The sequence below is a fragment of the Arthrobacter sp. B0316-5-4 genome (assembly GCF_059090325.1).
This window is the reverse complement of sequence record NZ_JBNHFN010000003.1, coordinates 420,038-434,990: the sequence shown is the minus strand read 5'-3', so window position 1 is coordinate 434,990 and position 14,953 is coordinate 420,038. Positions and strand designations below refer to the sequence as shown.

The 14,953-nt window shown below is 62.9% G+C and carries 12 protein-coding genes; 5 read left to right on the top strand and 7 right to left on the bottom strand.

The window, feature by feature from the left end:
* Positions 1–53 precede the first annotated feature (53 nt).
* From AC5RU9_RS10595 to AC5RU9_RS10570, 6 genes are all read right to left on the bottom strand, one after another.
* Positions 54–1,241, bottom strand: a complete 1,188-nt coding sequence (locus tag AC5RU9_RS10595; protein WP_494016401.1) for an acyltransferase family protein — start codon at positions 1,239–1,241, stop codon at positions 54–56.
* A complete protein-coding gene (locus AC5RU9_RS10590) occupies positions 1,238–2,935 on the bottom strand; it encodes an FAD-binding oxidoreductase (RefSeq protein WP_494016400.1) in 1,698 nt (565 codons plus the stop codon). The genes AC5RU9_RS10595 and AC5RU9_RS10590 overlap by 4 nt, the downstream gene beginning before the upstream one ends.
* Positions 2,932–4,206 (bottom strand): FG-GAP repeat domain-containing protein, encoded by a 1,275-nt coding sequence (locus AC5RU9_RS10585; protein ID WP_494016399.1) that lies wholly within the window; start codon positions 4,204–4,206, stop codon positions 2,932–2,934. The genes AC5RU9_RS10590 and AC5RU9_RS10585 overlap by 4 nt, the downstream gene beginning before the upstream one ends.
* Positions 4,203–5,414 (bottom strand): MFS transporter, encoded by a 1,212-nt coding sequence (locus tag AC5RU9_RS10580; protein WP_494016631.1) that lies wholly within the window; start codon positions 5,412–5,414, stop codon positions 4,203–4,205. The genes AC5RU9_RS10585 and AC5RU9_RS10580 overlap by 4 nt, the downstream gene beginning before the upstream one ends.
* Before the next feature lie 5 nt (positions 5,415–5,419).
* The gene (gene wecB, locus AC5RU9_RS10575; protein ID WP_494016398.1) at positions 5,420–6,601 is read right to left on the bottom strand and encodes a non-hydrolyzing UDP-N-acetylglucosamine 2-epimerase; all 1,182 of its coding nucleotides are present in this window, start codon (positions 6,599–6,601) and stop codon (positions 5,420–5,422) included.
* Between the two features lie 67 nt (positions 6,602–6,668).
* Positions 6,669–7,316 carry a hypothetical protein gene (locus AC5RU9_RS10570; RefSeq protein ID WP_494016397.1) on the bottom strand — a complete coding sequence of 216 codons (648 nt, stop codon included), beginning with the start codon at positions 7,314–7,316 and terminating at the stop codon, positions 6,669–6,671.
* A gap of 243 nt (positions 7,317–7,559) precedes the next feature.
* On the opposite strand from AC5RU9_RS10570, the gene AC5RU9_RS10565 reads away from it, so the two are divergent.
* The 5 genes from AC5RU9_RS10565 to galU are packed head-to-tail and all read left to right on the top strand — an operon-like array spanning position 7,560 to position 11,659.
* Positions 7,560–8,399: an alpha/beta hydrolase gene (locus tag AC5RU9_RS10565; protein WP_494016396.1), complete on the top strand. Its 840-nt coding sequence runs from the start codon at positions 7,560–7,562 to the stop codon at positions 8,397–8,399.
* Between the two features lies 1 nt (position 8,400).
* Positions 8,401–8,922, top strand: a complete 522-nt coding sequence (locus AC5RU9_RS10560; RefSeq protein ID WP_494016395.1) for a hypothetical protein — start codon at positions 8,401–8,403, stop codon at positions 8,920–8,922.
* Positions 8,919–9,926, top strand: a complete 1,008-nt coding sequence (locus AC5RU9_RS10555) for an LLM class flavin-dependent oxidoreductase (RefSeq protein ID WP_494016394.1) — start codon at positions 8,919–8,921, stop codon at positions 9,924–9,926. Before AC5RU9_RS10560 ends, AC5RU9_RS10555 begins: the two co-directional genes overlap by 4 nt.
* Positions 9,898–10,779 carry an acyl-CoA synthetase family protein gene (locus tag AC5RU9_RS10550; protein ID WP_494016393.1) on the top strand — a complete coding sequence of 294 codons (882 nt, stop codon included), beginning with the start codon at positions 9,898–9,900 and terminating at the stop codon, positions 10,777–10,779. Before AC5RU9_RS10555 ends, AC5RU9_RS10550 begins: the two co-directional genes overlap by 29 nt.
* Complete coding sequence (gene galU / locus AC5RU9_RS10545; RefSeq protein ID WP_494016392.1) at positions 10,772–11,659, top strand: UTP--glucose-1-phosphate uridylyltransferase GalU; 888 nt, start codon at positions 10,772–10,774, stop codon at positions 11,657–11,659. Before AC5RU9_RS10550 ends, galU begins: the two co-directional genes overlap by 8 nt.
* Positions 11,660–11,717: 58 nt before the next feature.
* On the opposite strand, the gene AC5RU9_RS10540 is transcribed toward galU, so the two are convergent.
* Positions 11,718–14,894 carry a S8 family serine peptidase gene (locus AC5RU9_RS10540; RefSeq protein ID WP_494016391.1) on the bottom strand — a complete coding sequence of 1,059 codons (3,177 nt, stop codon included), beginning with the start codon at positions 14,892–14,894 and terminating at the stop codon, positions 11,718–11,720.
* Between the last annotated feature and the right edge of the window lie 59 nt (positions 14,895–14,953).

The following is a 14,953-nucleotide window of genomic DNA, read 5'->3' as shown; positions in this document are numbered from 1 at the left end:
TGCGCGAAAGAAGGCCCGATCCACCAGGATCGGGCCTTCTTTCTCTTCCGCGCCTACGCCACTGTCACCGTGGCCCGGGCAGGCTCAGGCTGGACCTGCTTGGGTCGGGGCCGTGCCCATCGGTCCATGACCGGCTTTTCCACCAGGGCGTACAGGGCCCATCCGCCCAGTAGCGTGGCTACGAAGAATCCGGCTACTACCAGCAGTGCGACAGGGGTTGGGTAGACCGCGTTTCCCAGGAGGATCCGCCCGTAGAAGATCACCACTCCCTGGCACAGGTAGAAGCCAAACGAAATGTTCCCCAGCCAGACCATCGGCTTGGAGCCAAGGAAGCCGGTGCGGCCTGCGATGTCCCGCGTGGCCACGGTGCAGATGATTGCGGCGACCGGAATAATGGTGGCCACGTTGAAGGAGTACACGAACGGGACCACCATCGCGACGGCGTAACCGGCTGCGCAGAGAAGGAGCGTGTGCCACATCTTCAAGGGAACCCAGCGCCCCGACAGTACGATCCGGGCCAGGATGGAGCCAAGAATGAATTCGAACAACCGTGCAGGCGGGAAAATGTAACCGAACCAGAACTGCAACTCGGAGATCGGTGTCAGGGCCGATACCGGTGTGGCCGGAATGAGGTACGTGGTGACCAACTGCACCGCAATCATGGCGGCGACGGTCGCCCATGCCCACCCCCAGAGCCGGTTGCCAGGAATTTTCCTGATCGGGACCATCAGCAAAGGGAACAGCATGTAGAAAAGCAGTTCACTGTTAAGCGTCCACGACGGCGGGTTGACCGCCACGTAGACGGAGGCGTCCGGGATGAAGGAGTTCACCAGGAAAAGGTTGCTGATCCATCCCAGCGGCGGATTGATGGCCGCTGCGAACAGAATCATCGACAGCACCCACATCACCAGGTGGTTGGGGAAGATTTTCAGCAATCGGCGCCGCCAGAACTGCCGTTTCGGCTCCCCCGGCTTCGATGCCCATGCCAGCAGGAAGCCACTGAGGACAAAGAAGAATGAGACCCCGACGTACCCTGCTTTGCTGACCAGCCATTCAAGGGTTGAGCCGAGCTCGACGTCGGCAAACGGGTTGATGGGATCGTTGGGCGGTATGGGTGAGTTGGACAAGGTGATGTGGAAGAAGAACACCAACAGCGCAGCGAAGAAACGCAATCCTGTCAGGGACGGCAGCTTACTGAGCCGGGGACGGGCGATGGCCGCCTCGGGAACGGGAGCGGTCATGATGCACGTCCTGCCGGGAGTTCGATGCCGAGGCTGTGGGTGAAGTAGTTGGTTGGGTCCCAGCTGGCTTTGGCACGTTGCAGCCGGGGGTAGTTGCCTTTGAAGTACAGGGTCTGCCAGCCAACACCGGAGCTGTTGTGATCCGTGCTGGCAACATCGACGTCCGGATAGTTGATGTAGCAGCCATCGACCTGGTCACCAGGGACAGGGACGCCGCCTGTGGTTTTGAACATGCCTTCATAGGTTTCACGTTCCCAGCCCAGATAGAACCCGTCCTCTGCCGGATCGGACCAAAAGGTCTGGAGGCAGAATTTGAACGCCGATTGGCGTTGGACGTTTGCCGTGGCATCGGGAGCGACCGCGTTGACCTGCCCGCCGAAGGAGAAGAGCACCAACATGGTATTCGGGTTGGAGAAGTCGGGCCTGCTCATCTGCCGATAGAGCACCGCAATCTGGTCATCGGTGAACTTCTGATTCAAGTATGCCGATTTGTGGGCCCCACGGCTGGTGGGATTGGTGATGACGGGGTTGTCGGTCCCCACCAGCCGGGTGGCTTGCAGCCACGGGATTTCCCGGGTCTTGAAGAATTCGGGCATGGCCGGGATCTCGCCGTTGGGTTTCTCCAGGGGCTCGGGAGTGATGGCGACACCATCCAGGATCGCTTGGACATAGCGTTCCATGACGCCCTTGGCGTCCGGGGCTGCTGCGTCGATCTGGGTGAACATTCCCAGACTGCCATGGGCTTTGGAGCTGACGTTGAAAAGGCTGCTGAGGTGTGACTCAGGGGTGCCCGGCTGGCGGTATGTCTCGTGCCATGTCCCGAAGTTGGTGATGAGGCGCCGGAACTTGGTGTCATCGAGTTGATCCCAGGGGATGGAGATGGCACTGACCAAAACGGTGGAGGGGGCCTTGACCAGCTGGTCTGCGGGCTTCTTGTCCTGAGTTCCCGGGGACCGGAACCAGTATTTGGTGACGATGCCCCAGTTCCCGCCTCCCCCACCGGTGTGGGCCCACCACAGGTCACCGAGCTCGCCCTTGTCGTCCCGGGTTGCGGTCACTGTGCGTACCTTACGGCGGGCATCCACCGTGACCACTTCGACGGCGTAGAGGTGGTCCACCACCAAGCCGTGCGAGCGTGACAGCAGGCCGTAGCCGCCGCCCGCGATGTGCCCTCCGGCGCCCACGCTGTAGCAGATGCCTCCGGGAACGGTGACGCCCCAATTCTTGTACAGCGTTTCGTAGACGTTCATGAGGCGGGCGCCGGGTTCCACCGCAAAAGCGCCCATCTTCTTGTCGTAGTACACCGCGTTCATCGGGGACACGTCGAGGATCACCTGGACGGAAGGGTTGCAGACAAAATCAGCGAAGCAGTGGCAGCCGCTTCGCACCGAGACCTTCTTGCCGGTGCGGACTGCTTCGCGGACGGCATCCTCTGCGTCCTTGGTGCTGGTGATGAGCCGGACGTAGTCGGGATGGGAGACGAAGCGTTGGTTGTTGCCGGTCATGAGGTCCGCATAACGGGAGTCCCCGGCGGTGACGATCGAGCCGTCGGGCACTCCCGCGGAGCCCGTAGCGGCTTTGGCTTGCGGAGCATTGGCGGTTCCGAGCGCTGCCAAGGAGGCCGCCGCGAGTGTGCCGGCGGAACCGGCCATGAAGAAGCGTCTGCCAACGCCGGTCTTTTCGGTGGTTGTCATCGGTTCGATCCTCCGCGCTGGACGGTGTTGTTCGGGTGCAGGGTGATCTCGGCCTTGGGGGCAACAAAATAGTGCTGGACCGAGTAGGAGATGGTGGCGAAATCTTCCGCGCCATTGCCGGTGAAATCACCGGCAACGATCCGGGCGATGGACTCCCCGGAGACTTTCCATTTCAGGAACAGGCCCTTGGCGAGGTCGACGGCTTTGTAGTAGTACGCTCCTTGCCAGGGCTCGGGACCGCGCAGGCCGATCAGGAATTCGTCATCTCCGTCCCCGTCGAAATCGCGGCACATGACGGTGTGGCCGGGGCCTTCACCGTTCTCGTTCGGGTCCCCGTAAATGTCCAACAGGTGCCGTGTCCAGCCCGCGGCCTCAGCGTCTCCCCCACTGCGCACGTACACGGCAACGGTGTTGCCGTGGAAAGGTTCGATCGCTGCGACGTAGGCGAGGGGGTCGTCGCCGATGCGTCCGCCGTCGACGTCACCGCTGCCCTTGAACGTGGTCTTCTCGAATTGGCTTTCCTCGCCGTCTCCGATGTGCTCCCACGACCAAGTGCGGTTCTCCTGGTCGTAGTAGAGCCACGTGACGCCTTCGTCGGAAGCCATGAGGATCGAGTCCAGGGGTGAACCGGGGATCAGCCCACCCTTCTTGGCGACGCCGTGGATCATCCGGAAGTCCGAGTCGCTGATGATTTCCTTGTCCCACTCGGCGCGTGGATCATCAGTGGGGGTGAACAGCACCACCGGCAGGACTGCGTGGACATCCTCCACCGCAACTATGGGGAACCCGATGATCTGGATCTTGTCAGTGCGCGTAAAGTGGCCGACGCGCAGGCGGTGCATGCCGATGGCGCGCCCAACGTAATGCCGCTTCCAGTTTTCGGTCGCTTCGGACGGGTTGCCCGGGTTTTCCAGCCAGTCGATCTTGCCGCCTTCGGGGTCGGCGTGGTGGATCGTTCCGCCGGGACCGTAAAGCTGGTAGCAAACCACCAGGTCCGTGGTGCCATCGCCGGTGATGTCACCGAAGTCCATCCCGACAGGTTCTTTGATCTTGTCGAGCACCAGCTTCTTTTCCCAGGTGGGGTTCTTGTACCAGTAGATCTCACCGACTTTCAGGCCGTAGCCGACGAGGTCGGGCTTGCCGTCGCCGTCGATGTCGGCCGCTTCCAACCAATAGCCGTCGCGCAGGAAGTCCGTGACTGTTTCGGTTCCGAAATCCGGTTGGGTGACGTCCAAGGTGGGTGTGGTCTTGGGGAGCGCCGTTGAGGTCATGACAGTACCTTTCGTGTGGGTGCGGGTGTGGTTTCCGGGGCGCCGGAGGGCGAAGGTTTCGTTCGGTGTGCTGCCAGCGAAGCCGACGCAATGAGGGCTACTGCGATGACGGCCAGGCCTGCGCCCACCCAGATGGGCGAGGCCAGGCCAAAGCCTGCCGCAATGGTTGTCCCGCCGATGTGGGCGCCGATCGCATTACCGAGGTTGAAGGCGGAGATATTGACACCGGAGGCCAGAGTTGGCGCCCTGTGGGCGAAGGACAGGACACGGGCCTGCATGCCGGGCACCGCCGCGAACCCGACAGCGCCGAGGAGGAACAATGTCGCCGCCGCACCCCACGGGTTGTGGACGGTAACTGTGAACGCCAGGAGAACGACGGTGAGCGCCGACAGGAGGACCAGCAGCGATTTGTCCAGGTTTCCGTCGGCGGCCTTCCCGCCGATGATGTTCCCGGTGAACAAGCCGGCACCGAAGATGACCAGCATCCACGGCACGGCCCCGGCCGGCATCCCCGCCAGTGATGTGAGCATCGGCGCTATGTAGGTAAACGCACCGAACATGGCACCGAACCCGAAGACGGTGATGAGTATTGACAGCCAGACCTGGCCGGAAGCGAAGGCCCCCAGCTCACGGCGCAGCTGCCCTGGTCCGCGTTCGGCGGCGTCTTGCGCGGGGACGTAGGCGATCAGTCCGGCCAGGGCGATCGCCCCAACAATGGTGATGGCCCAGAACGTTGACCTCCAGCCGAGCTGCTGGCCCAGGAACGTGCCCATCGGGACGCCCAGGACGTTTGCGATGGTCAGCCCGGCGAACATGATGGAGATGGCCCTGGCTTTTCGATCCGGCGTGACCAGGTTCGAAGCCAGCACGGCACCGATCCCGAAGAAGGCCCCGTGGCAGAGGGCTGCCACAACCCGGCCGGCAAACATGGTGGCGTAGTCCCCCGCTACGGCTGACAGGAGGTTTCCCAGGATGAAGAGCACCATCAAGGCGCACAGGACTGTCTTGGGACGAAGGGAGGCAGTCACAGCGGTCACCACCACACCTCCGACGGCGACGCTTAACGCGTAGCCGGACACCAAGTGCCCGGCGACGGGGATGCTCACGGAGAAATCTGCGGCCACCTCCGGCAACAGGCCCAGGATGACGAACTCCGTAAGGCCGATGCCGAAGCCTCCCACTGCGAGGGCCAAGAGGCCCAACGGCATCCTGGTCATGCTGCGGTTCGTGTCTGTGCCGGCACGAAATCCGCACCCGGCACGAACGGCATGGCGGCCGGGCCCAACTTGAAATAGTGGGCCACGGCTGCAATGGTGCGTTCAGTGGCTCTGCCATCGCCATAGGGATTAATCGCGGTGGCCATCTCCATGTAGGCATCCGGATCATCGAGCAGCCGTCCCACCTCGTGAACGATCTGGCCGCGGTTTCGACTGACCAGCCGCGAACTTCCCGTCAGGATCGATTCGCTGCGTTCGGTGATTTCGCGCAACACCAGCGTGGGCTTCCCCAGCGCCGGGCCTTCTTCTTCGGCCCCCGAGCTGTCCGAGAGGATCAGGTCGCTGCGCTGCAAGAGCCTGCAGAAGCTCAGGTAGGGAAGCGGGTCCACCATGTCCACGTTGGGGATGCCATTCAGGACCGGGACCATGACTTCGCGTACCTTCGGGTTCAGGTGCAGTGGAACAACAATCCGGACGTCTTCCCGGTCCCGGGCGATGTCAGCCAGTGCCGCGGCGATCTCGCGCATCGGCCGACCATGGCTTTCACGTCGGTGGGTGGTGGAAAGGATCACTTTGCGGGGATCATCGTCGAGATCCGCCAATGCCGGTTCCCCGTAGCCGCGCAGATTGTTCATTCCCCACTGCAGGGCGTCAACTATGGTGTTTCCGGTGATCACGATCGAGTGTTCCCGGACGCCTTCACGGATCAGGTTGGCGCTGTTTCCCGGAGTGGGGGCCAGATGCAGTGCGGCGATCTGCGCCACCAGTTTCCGGTTCACTTCCTCAGGGAAGGGTGAGTAATTGTTCCCGCTCCGCAGTCCGGCCTCGACGTGGATGATCGGCACGGAGCGGTGCAGTGCAGCCAAGGCGCCGGCAAGGGTGGTGGCGGTGTCCCCGTGGACCATGACGGCGTCGAGTCCTTCCATGTGGTCCCCGGAGCAAAGCCCTTCCAATATCCGGTGAGTCACCTGGGACAGGGTTTGCTGCTCCTTCATGATGCGCAGCTCAACATCGGGGGTGATGCCGAATTCCTCCAGAGTGCTGTCGAGCATTTCACGGTGCTGGCCGGTGGAAATCAGCACCGGGCGGAAGCGGGGGTCCTGGATCAATGCGTGGATGATGGGGGCGAATTTCACGGCTTCGGGCCGTGTGCCGAAGACAATTCCAATGGTTTTCATTGCTGCTCTCCTGAAAATGGGCGTAAAGGACCTGCCGGTTGTCGCCGGCGGATGTAAGACGGAGTGATTAGCTGAGGTGGTATTCCAGCGCGAGCCAGATACAGTCCGTGTCGGCCAGGTACTGGTGCCACGGGTAGATGAAGGTGCCGTCCTGCTCCAGACAGAAGGGCACAGGGTTGGTATTACCGGGGCTCAACAGCTGGTCTTCGTAAAGGGACGCGTGGTCCTGTGCAGTGAACTTCTGCATGCGTCCGAGCCCGGAGATCTGGGTGTGGACCTCGATGAAGTCATGCCGGTTGTGAATTCCGCAGTGTGTTCCGGCCGGGCTGAACCACAGGTTGGCCTTTACTGTGAAGGCCTTCTTTCCCGGCGCAAGTCCGGGCTGGCGCAAAACCATGGCCGGGTCCAGCAGCACGGTTCCCACTGTGTCCTGCGCCGAGCGCAGCAGGACCGGTTGCCCTGGTTCGGCACCGTAGAAGTCGGCCCATCCCAGTTCCCGTGCCTGCTGCTCCCCGTTCTGGACCGTCTCCACGGAAAGCACAGCGAGCAGCTCCCCCGTGATGAAACCGCCGTGGAGAATCGTGGAGCTGAAGGCCGGTAATGCGGCTGACTGTCCGTGACCAATGAACGCGTCGCTACCAGCCAGATTCACTACGACGACGGGTGATGTCACCTCGTACTGCCGCGCATCCCGCAGCACGACCGCGTGAGTCAACGCGCTGCTTAAGGACAGTTCTTCCAATAGGACAGTTCCCACAATTACCCCCGAGTCATCATTCAATCTCTGCGCACCTACGGATCGGCACAAAGAAGTGGAACGGTGCGAAACCTTCGCCAGGCCACAACACTGTCCCACTGGAGCAAGTATTGGCAGTGCCAGGCAAAGTTATCCACCCCCTGTGAGTGATAGGCAAAACAGGGACAGGCGCGGAGCGTTCATCGCGTGAAGGATGAAACCATGACTTCAGATACTTCTGCGCTGCCCGGCGCCCCGCGCTTTAGCGAAATACGGTCCCCAAGGCCGTGGTCGGACGTCTTTGTGCAGGGGGCGGACGGTGCGGACATCCGCTTGCGCGTATATGAACCCGTAGGCCGCCCCTCCGTAACATTGGTGTGGGCGCACGGTGGCAGCTGGACCCGTGGATCGATTGAGGGCTGGCATGACGCCTGTGCTGCCCTCGCGTCCCGGGGCACCGCAAGGATTATCAGCGTGGGCTACCGGCTGGCTCCCCGATGGCTGCACCCCACCGCTGTCATGGACATTGCTGCCGCGACCCTCTGGGCCCAACAGACCTACCGTCACGAGGTTTTGGTTGGTGGCGATAGTGCGGGCGGAACGCTGGCCGCAGGCGTCGCCCTCTGGTTCCGGGACAATGGACTGCCGCTGCACGGGCAGGTCCTCGCCTATCCACCCCTGGATCCGGAGTGCGCCGCCGCGTCCTACCGGAACAGCAGGTCCTTCCCGCCCAGGTCGCTGCTCCTCGATGCGTGGGGCGAGTACGCCGGTTCCCACATCGACCTGCGTGAACGGCTGTACCTTTCGCCGCTCCACGCCGCGAAACTCACCGGGCTCTGTCCTGTCTCCCTCATAGTGGGCGCAGCCGATCCGGTGCGCGACGACGTCGAGCAGTTCGCCCAACGCCTCCAAAAGTGCTCGGTGCCTGTGGACCTCGAAGTAAGCCCGGCGGTTGCCCACGGACACTTCCTCGACCCCTCGGCCGGGAACCCGGTCCATCAATGGATCCAAACCCGCCTGGGTCCTCCGAACAACCAACCAGCTACAACCGAAGGAGCATGAGATGAGCACCACCACCAGCCCTGACGCCGCCTACACCAAGGCGTTGCTGAGGCACTTCGCCGACCTCCGCGATGGAACCCACGGAGAGGCCGTGAGCAGGCAGGACAAGGAGACACTCTTCCGATCTGCAGTGGACCTGCTGGGACCCTACGCACTCCAGGCCCTCAATGAAGTCAATGATGTCCTCATGCTGGGGCAGGGAACCGTGGAATCCTCAGGCATTGGCCGGTCGCCGGATACTGGACTCATCTGCTCCTGGACGCTGGGGTGGGCAGAACAACGCGCCGCAGGCATCCCCCCAATAACCATTCACGCCTACTACGGACGGGGTTTCCATCACCCCCACCTGCGGGGCGGGACGGTCAAAGAATGGCCGCTGAATGTGTTCACCCCTGAGCAGGCAGCGCAGGAACTGCCAATCCTGCGCGCCATCGCTTCGGCCGAGATCCACAACCTCGTCTTCCTGGCCGACTTTACGATCGTTCCGGCTTCAAAGCCCGGCACCACCACCTCCACGCGATGAAGCTCTCAGTCCTCGACCAGTCCCCCATCGCTGCCAGCCAAAGCAGGGCCGGGGCCCTGGGTGAAACCATTGCGCTGGCCCGCGCAGCGGAGGAAGCCGGGTACCACCGTTTCTGGCTTGCCGAACACCACGACTCCCTGGGCTTCGCCGGCACCACCCCATCCCTCATGGCGATGGCAGTCCTGGATGCCACAACCCGGATCAGTGTCGGGTCCGGAGGGGTCCTGCTGGGCCTTCATGAGCCGTGGCAGGTTGCGGAGTCCTTCGAGATCCTTGCCGCCCTCCATCCGGGCCGCGTGAACCTTGGCGTCGGCCGGGCCGGCAGCGGCGGTACGGGTTCCTTCAACGAGAAGATCATCGAACTGCATGCAAGGCTCGGCCTGATGCCCGGAACGGAAGGGCGGGATGACCTGGACATCTGGCTGCTGGGCGCCGGCACCGGATCGGCACCTTTGGCCGCGGCCACCGGGGCAGGTTACGCCCACGCCCACTTCCTCAATAGCCGAAGTGCCGGGACCGCGCTGGAGCACTACCGGAAGGACTTTCATCCCGGTGCGGCACGGAAGGAACCGGAAGCACTCCTTGCGGTTCGGGTCATCGCAGCCCCTACCGACATGGAGGCACAAGAACTCGCCAACCCGGTGAGGCTCTGGAGGGCACGAAAAGACCTCGGCCTGGACGAGCCTTTCCCGCTCAACGCCAGTCTTGCAGGTTGGTCCGCAGAAGAGCTTCGCCGGATTGAAAACAACGAAAGCCGGCTGATCGTCGGCGCCGCGGACGACGTCGCGCACCAACTCGCCGCCTTGGCGGAAGAACTGGGCGTCGATGAACTCATGATCAGCAGCCCCGTTCCACGCCTGGAGGACCGTATCCGCTCCAATTCGCTCCTCGCCCCCGCCTTTGCCCGACTGTTCCCCGGAGACGTCCCGTCCTCCGGAAGCAACGGCACCCGGCCCGCCAAGGAAGGGGCACCGAGTGCATCCCCTCGTTTCAGCCATTCATGACCTTGCCAGGCACCACCCTGGCAAGGTTGCACTCCGCTGGGATTGCCATGATTACCCTTACGCTGCACTGCAGGGTCAGATCAACACACGTGCCCTGGCCATGCAGCTCAAAGGGGTGCGTGCCGGTGAGCTCGTGGCTTTTGGCGCAGTACCGGGCCCGGAAACCATCGTGGAATGCGCTGCGCTGTGGGCACTGGGGGCCTCAGGACTTCCGCTCCGTTCAAGCACCGAAGGAAAGTTGCCTGCCCACGCAATCCTTGAGCAGGCTACCGGCTTCATGCACCCTTCAGGGGACTACTTCAAACCTGCCACCGCATCCGGGCCGGCATCGGCCATTCCATCCACCGCTTGGCTTCACCAGGGGTCTGATGCCGGGATACCCTCCGCGGGCCTCCAGCAGTTTGTGGATGTTCTTCAAGGAGCCGAAAAGAGGTTCAGCCTGTCGCTGCGTACAGTACTTGGGCTCTCCGGAACAGTGGACCCCGGGTCCATGATCGATGTGTGGGCAGCCCTGGCCGCGGGTGGAACGGTTGACCTGATCAATCACCACGAATCACTCACTGACGACTGCCTGGGGCAGCACCTCCGCGAGACCGAAGCGGACCTTCTTGTAGTTCCTTCGGCGCTTCCGCGGCGGCTCAATGGCATCCCGGGGGCCGTGTTCCCTCAGTTCCGGGACGTCGTCGCCCTGGAGTCCTTCGACCGCGGTTGCCGCGCAACTCTGGCGGATGCTTTCCCGTGCGCCATATTCCATTATTGGGACCCCTCCTCAGCTTTTGAGGAGATGTCCGACTGCTGCCCGGCGGACTTTGTCGCCGGTATTAACCTCAAACCAAAGGATTCCCATGCGTAAGGCAGTTATTCCCGCGGCTGGGCTCGGAACGCGGTTCCTGCCGGCTACCAAAGCGATGCCAAAGGAAATGCTCCCCGTCGTCGACAAGCCCGCCATCCAGTTCGTCGTGGAAGAAGCGGTCCGGGCAGGCATTACTGACGTCGTTATGATCACCGGCCGGAACAAGCGGGCTTTGGAAGATCACTTCGATCGTGAGCCCTTCCTGGAGCAAACCCTCATAGCCAAGGGGGATCACGCAAAACTGGCGGCCGTCCAGGAGTCGTCGTCGTTGGCGGATCTGCACTACCTGCGCCAAGGCGACCCGAAAGGACTGGGTCATGCGGTCCTGCGTGCGAAGGCACACGTTGGCAATGAACCGTTCGCAGTGCTGCTCGGTGATGACCTCATCGATGAGAAGGACAGCATTTTGGATGTCATGGCCCAGGTCCAGGAACGTACCGGGGGCTCAGTGGTGGCCTTGATGGAGGTGGAGCCCGAGCAGATCAGTTCCTACGGTTGCGCCGACGTTGCCTCCAGTGATGTGGACGGTGCGTTCAGAATCCGTGGCCTCGTCGAAAAGCCCGAACCTGAACACGCGCCGTCGAACCTTGCGATCATCGGCCGTTATGTCCTGCATCCGCGGGTTTTTGAGGTCCTTGAGCAAACTCCTCCAGGACGTGGAGGGGAAATCCAGCTGACAGATGCCCTCCAGAGCCTGGCAGTCTCCGAGGGTCCGGGCTCCGGCGTGTACGGGGTGGTCTTCCGTGGCCGGCGTTTCGACACGGGCGACAAGCTGAGCTATCTCAAAGCCGTCATGACTGTCGCTTTGGAGCGTGGGGACACGGGTCCCGGATTGCGAGAGTGGCTCCAGGAAAACGTGTGGGATCCAGCTGGAGCTTAGGACCACAGTGGCCGGTGGGAAATCCCACCGGCCACTGTGCTTATTGGATCAAGCCGGACTAGCTTGCGTTGTTGCTCTGTGTCGGCTCGTCTCCACGGATCTTGCCGTGGTTCTTCTTGTCTTTCTTGTCCTTCTTCGGGTCCTCATCGTCAGGAACCACCACGGTTCCGCCCGGGTTGACCAGGACGGTGACGAAGCTTGGTTCGCTGGTTCCGGCGAAGGTCAGGCGGCCAATGTAGGAGCCCGGCTCCAGGTTCTTCCAGTTCAGCGAAACCTGGCCGGTCTTGCCGTTGGCGAGGCGGATCGGATTCGGCGTTACGGTGGCGTTGCCCTGGTTCGCTCCCAGTACGGCGGCATCAACAGTGGCCTTGGTGGCCTGGTTGTTGGGGCTTGCGTAGAGGTTGGCGAAGACGTAGTAGTCGCCCGCGGCCGGGTTGGGAACCGACAGTGTTTCACTGGCGGAGGCTGTCGCTGCCGGCAACTGCTGGCCGGAGGGCGTCAGGACCAGCATGTCGAAGTCCGCGGCGTCGTTGGATGAGATGACCGAGAACTTGGCCAGCGCACTGCCCTCACCCACGGTCACCTTCTTCACGAAGTTGGACGCGTTGGTCTCGCCCGCAAATGGGCCGGGAACCAGTTCCACTGCCGAGGAATCGGCCTTGGACAGTCCATCAATGGTCACTCCCACCGGAAGGTTGGTGCCGGAGGTGATGTTGATGGCCGCTGAGCCGTTGGGGCCCGTTCCCGTGAACGCCAGCGCCTTGTCCGCAATGACGGACTGCGGGCGGACGGCGATCGGCGAGGTGACGGTCTTGTTGGCACCCGTCCAGCTCAGCGAACCCATGGCGAACTTGCCCAGGGCTGCGTTGTTGTTTTCGAACTGCACCTTGAACGTCTTCTTCTCACCCGGAGCACCGAAGTTCAGCACTGACGGAGTGACCTTGACGTTGACGCCCGGAACGTTGACCGATGCCCGGTAGAGACCCGGCGTCAGGGCGGTTACGGTGCGGGTGACCTCGATCTTGCCTGCGAGGTTGCCCAGCGCGAACGATGGAACGTTCATGTCGCGCGGCGCGGTCGTGCCGAGGCCTTCCATGCCCAGGTCCATGCCGGTGCCCTGGATGAACTTCAGGTAGTCCTCCGTGGTTGCGTCGTAGACGAGGCCGGGGCTGAGGACCTTCGCAGGATCAACCTGGCCGGCACCGGTAGCGAAGACGTCCTTGTTGATGGCACCGTTGGCCAGCTTGACCGGTCCAGCGGTGGTCATCATGGCGGACTTCACGGTGGCCGGGGACCACTTCGGGTTCTTGCCCAGGATCAGGGCACCGAAACCGGCGACGTGCGGGGAGGCCATGGACGTTCCGGACATGAAGCCGAAGTTGTCCCCGCCGGTTCCGATCGGCGAAACGCCGGCAAGAATGGCGACACCAGGAGCGGAAACGTCAGGCTTCAGCAGGTCCGAGTCGGTGGCGAGGAGCGGACCGCGGGACGAGAACCCGGCGATCTGCGGCTGGGCCTCGGCAGGCAAGCCCGTGGTATCGCGGTTGAGCAGGGACACGGTGACGGCCGGGTTGGCGTTGATCTTGTCCTTGATAGCCTGCGTTGCGGGCGGGTTCACGTGGACGGTGGGGATCGCGTGCTTGTCGGTATCCAGCGAGGAATCGGTCAGGTTCACCAGGATCATGCCGACGCCACCGCCACGCAGGACCTCAGCGCTCTTGGCCGTTCGGTCAACCACGCCGCGGTCACAGACAACAACCTTGCCGGCAACCTTTGCCGGGTCAAGCGAGCCGGGGGCACAGAGGGCAGCATCGCCTTGGCCGCTTGCGGCACTGGTGGAAAGCACGACGCCGGCCCCGGTCACCTCACGGTTCATGATGCTGGCTCCGCGGTACTTGCTGCCGTCGGAGAATTCAACCGTGCCCTGGAGCTCCTGGGAGAAGGAGGTAGCGGCAACCGTGGTCAGCCATGGTGCGCCGTGGTTCACGGTGCTGGCGGTCGGACCGGAGTTACCAGCCGAGGCGGCCACGAAAATGCCTGCCGATGCTGCCGACAGGAATGCCAGCGAGACGGGGTCCGTAGTGGTGGTGGTTGAGCCGGAGATGGAGTAGTTCAGCACGTCCACGCCATCCAGGATGGCCTGCTCGATCGCGTCCACGGAAGCGGAGCCGTAGCAGCCGCCGGTGGCGGGGTCGGTGTCTTCCCAGCAGACCTTGTAGATGGAGAGCTTGGCAGCGGGTGCGATGCCGCTGGTGGTTCCGAAGCTGCGCCCGTCCACCACGGCGTCAACGTTGGCGTTACCTGCGGCTGTGCTTGCCGTGTGGGTGCCGTGGCTGGCAACGTCCACTGCGGAAATGACTTCTTCCGGAGCCCGGTTTTCCGGTGCCACGGTGTCAAGGAAGGCATCGGCGAAGTAGTGGGTGCTGAGGACCTTGGAGTTACAGGCGCTGCCATCGTAATCAGCACCGGTGCCAGTTCCGGGCTGGCATTCGCCGACGAACGTGTCACCGTCGGCCTTGAGCATGGCGATCTTGCCATCTGCCGTCCGGTAAGGAACGCCCACCTGGGCGTTGCCCACCAGCGGGCCCACGGGCTCGCCGGCGAAGAATGGGTTGGAAGGGGTGTAGCCGGTGTCGATCACGCCAACAACAGTTCCCTTGCCGGCGTTTTCCTGCCCGCCGTACTGGGTGGCCCAGGTTCCGTTGGGGCCGCTGAGCTTGAGGAAGTCGCTGGTTGAGTAGTCCGGTGCGTACTGCGTGTCTGGTGCAACCATGAGGACCTTGGGGTCCTTGGCAAGGTTGATGGCCTGGTCTGCGGTGAGGTTCGCGCTGAAACCGTTGACGGCAGTGGTGAACTCACGCTTGATGTTCACGTTTTCCTGCTTGGCGACTTCCTGCTGCTTCTGCTGCAGGTGCGACTGGTATTCCTTCACCTCTGCGCTGTCGGCGTCGAGCTTTTTGCCCTCCTCCGGCTTGGTGGGCGCGAGACCAGCCGTGCCGCCGTCGTAAGTGGCCGCAGGCTTTTCGGCGAGGACCACCATGTAACGGCCGTCCTTGTAGGCGTTGGGGTCAAGGTTCTTCTTGGCCACGCCTGCGACATTTCCGGGCGTCTCCGGGGCGGGAGCGGCCTGGGCCGGCATCGCCATCGACGAGAGCAGCAGCGGCAGTCCGACGGCGATCGCCGCGGCCTTCCGGAGGCTCCCGCTTCTGGCGAAGCTCTTTCCTTGTGGTTTCACGTGTGGTTGCACCTTTCACTGAGGAGGCCCGGGCTCCATCGCCGGGGCCTGTCAACTTT

Coding starts and splice junctions, on each gene's coding strand:
- AC5RU9_RS10555 (WP_494016394.1), top strand. CDS start 8,919: ATGAAGCTCTCAGTCCTCGACCAGTCCCCCATCGCTGCCAGCCAAAGC.
- AC5RU9_RS10590 (WP_494016400.1), bottom strand. CDS start 2,935: ATGACAACCACCGAAAAGACCGGCGTTGGCAGACGCTTCTTCATGGCC.
- AC5RU9_RS10580 (WP_494016631.1), bottom strand. CDS start 5,414: ATGCCGTTGGGCCTCTTGGCCCTCGCAGTGGGAGGCTTCGGCATCGGC.
- AC5RU9_RS10565 (WP_494016396.1), top strand. CDS start 7,560: ATGACTTCAGATACTTCTGCGCTGCCCGGCGCCCCGCGCTTTAGCGAA.
- galU (WP_494016392.1), top strand. CDS start 10,772: ATGCGTAAGGCAGTTATTCCCGCGGCTGGGCTCGGAACGCGGTTCCTG.
- wecB (WP_494016398.1), bottom strand. CDS start 6,601: ATGAAAACCATTGGAATTGTCTTCGGCACACGGCCCGAAGCCGTGAAA.
- AC5RU9_RS10585 (WP_494016399.1), bottom strand. CDS start 4,206: ATGACCTCAACGGCGCTCCCCAAGACCACACCCACCTTGGACGTCACC.
- AC5RU9_RS10560 (WP_494016395.1), top strand. CDS start 8,401: ATGAGCACCACCACCAGCCCTGACGCCGCCTACACCAAGGCGTTGCTG.
- AC5RU9_RS10595 (WP_494016401.1), bottom strand. CDS start 1,241: ATGACCGCTCCCGTTCCCGAGGCGGCCATCGCCCGTCCCCGGCTCAGT.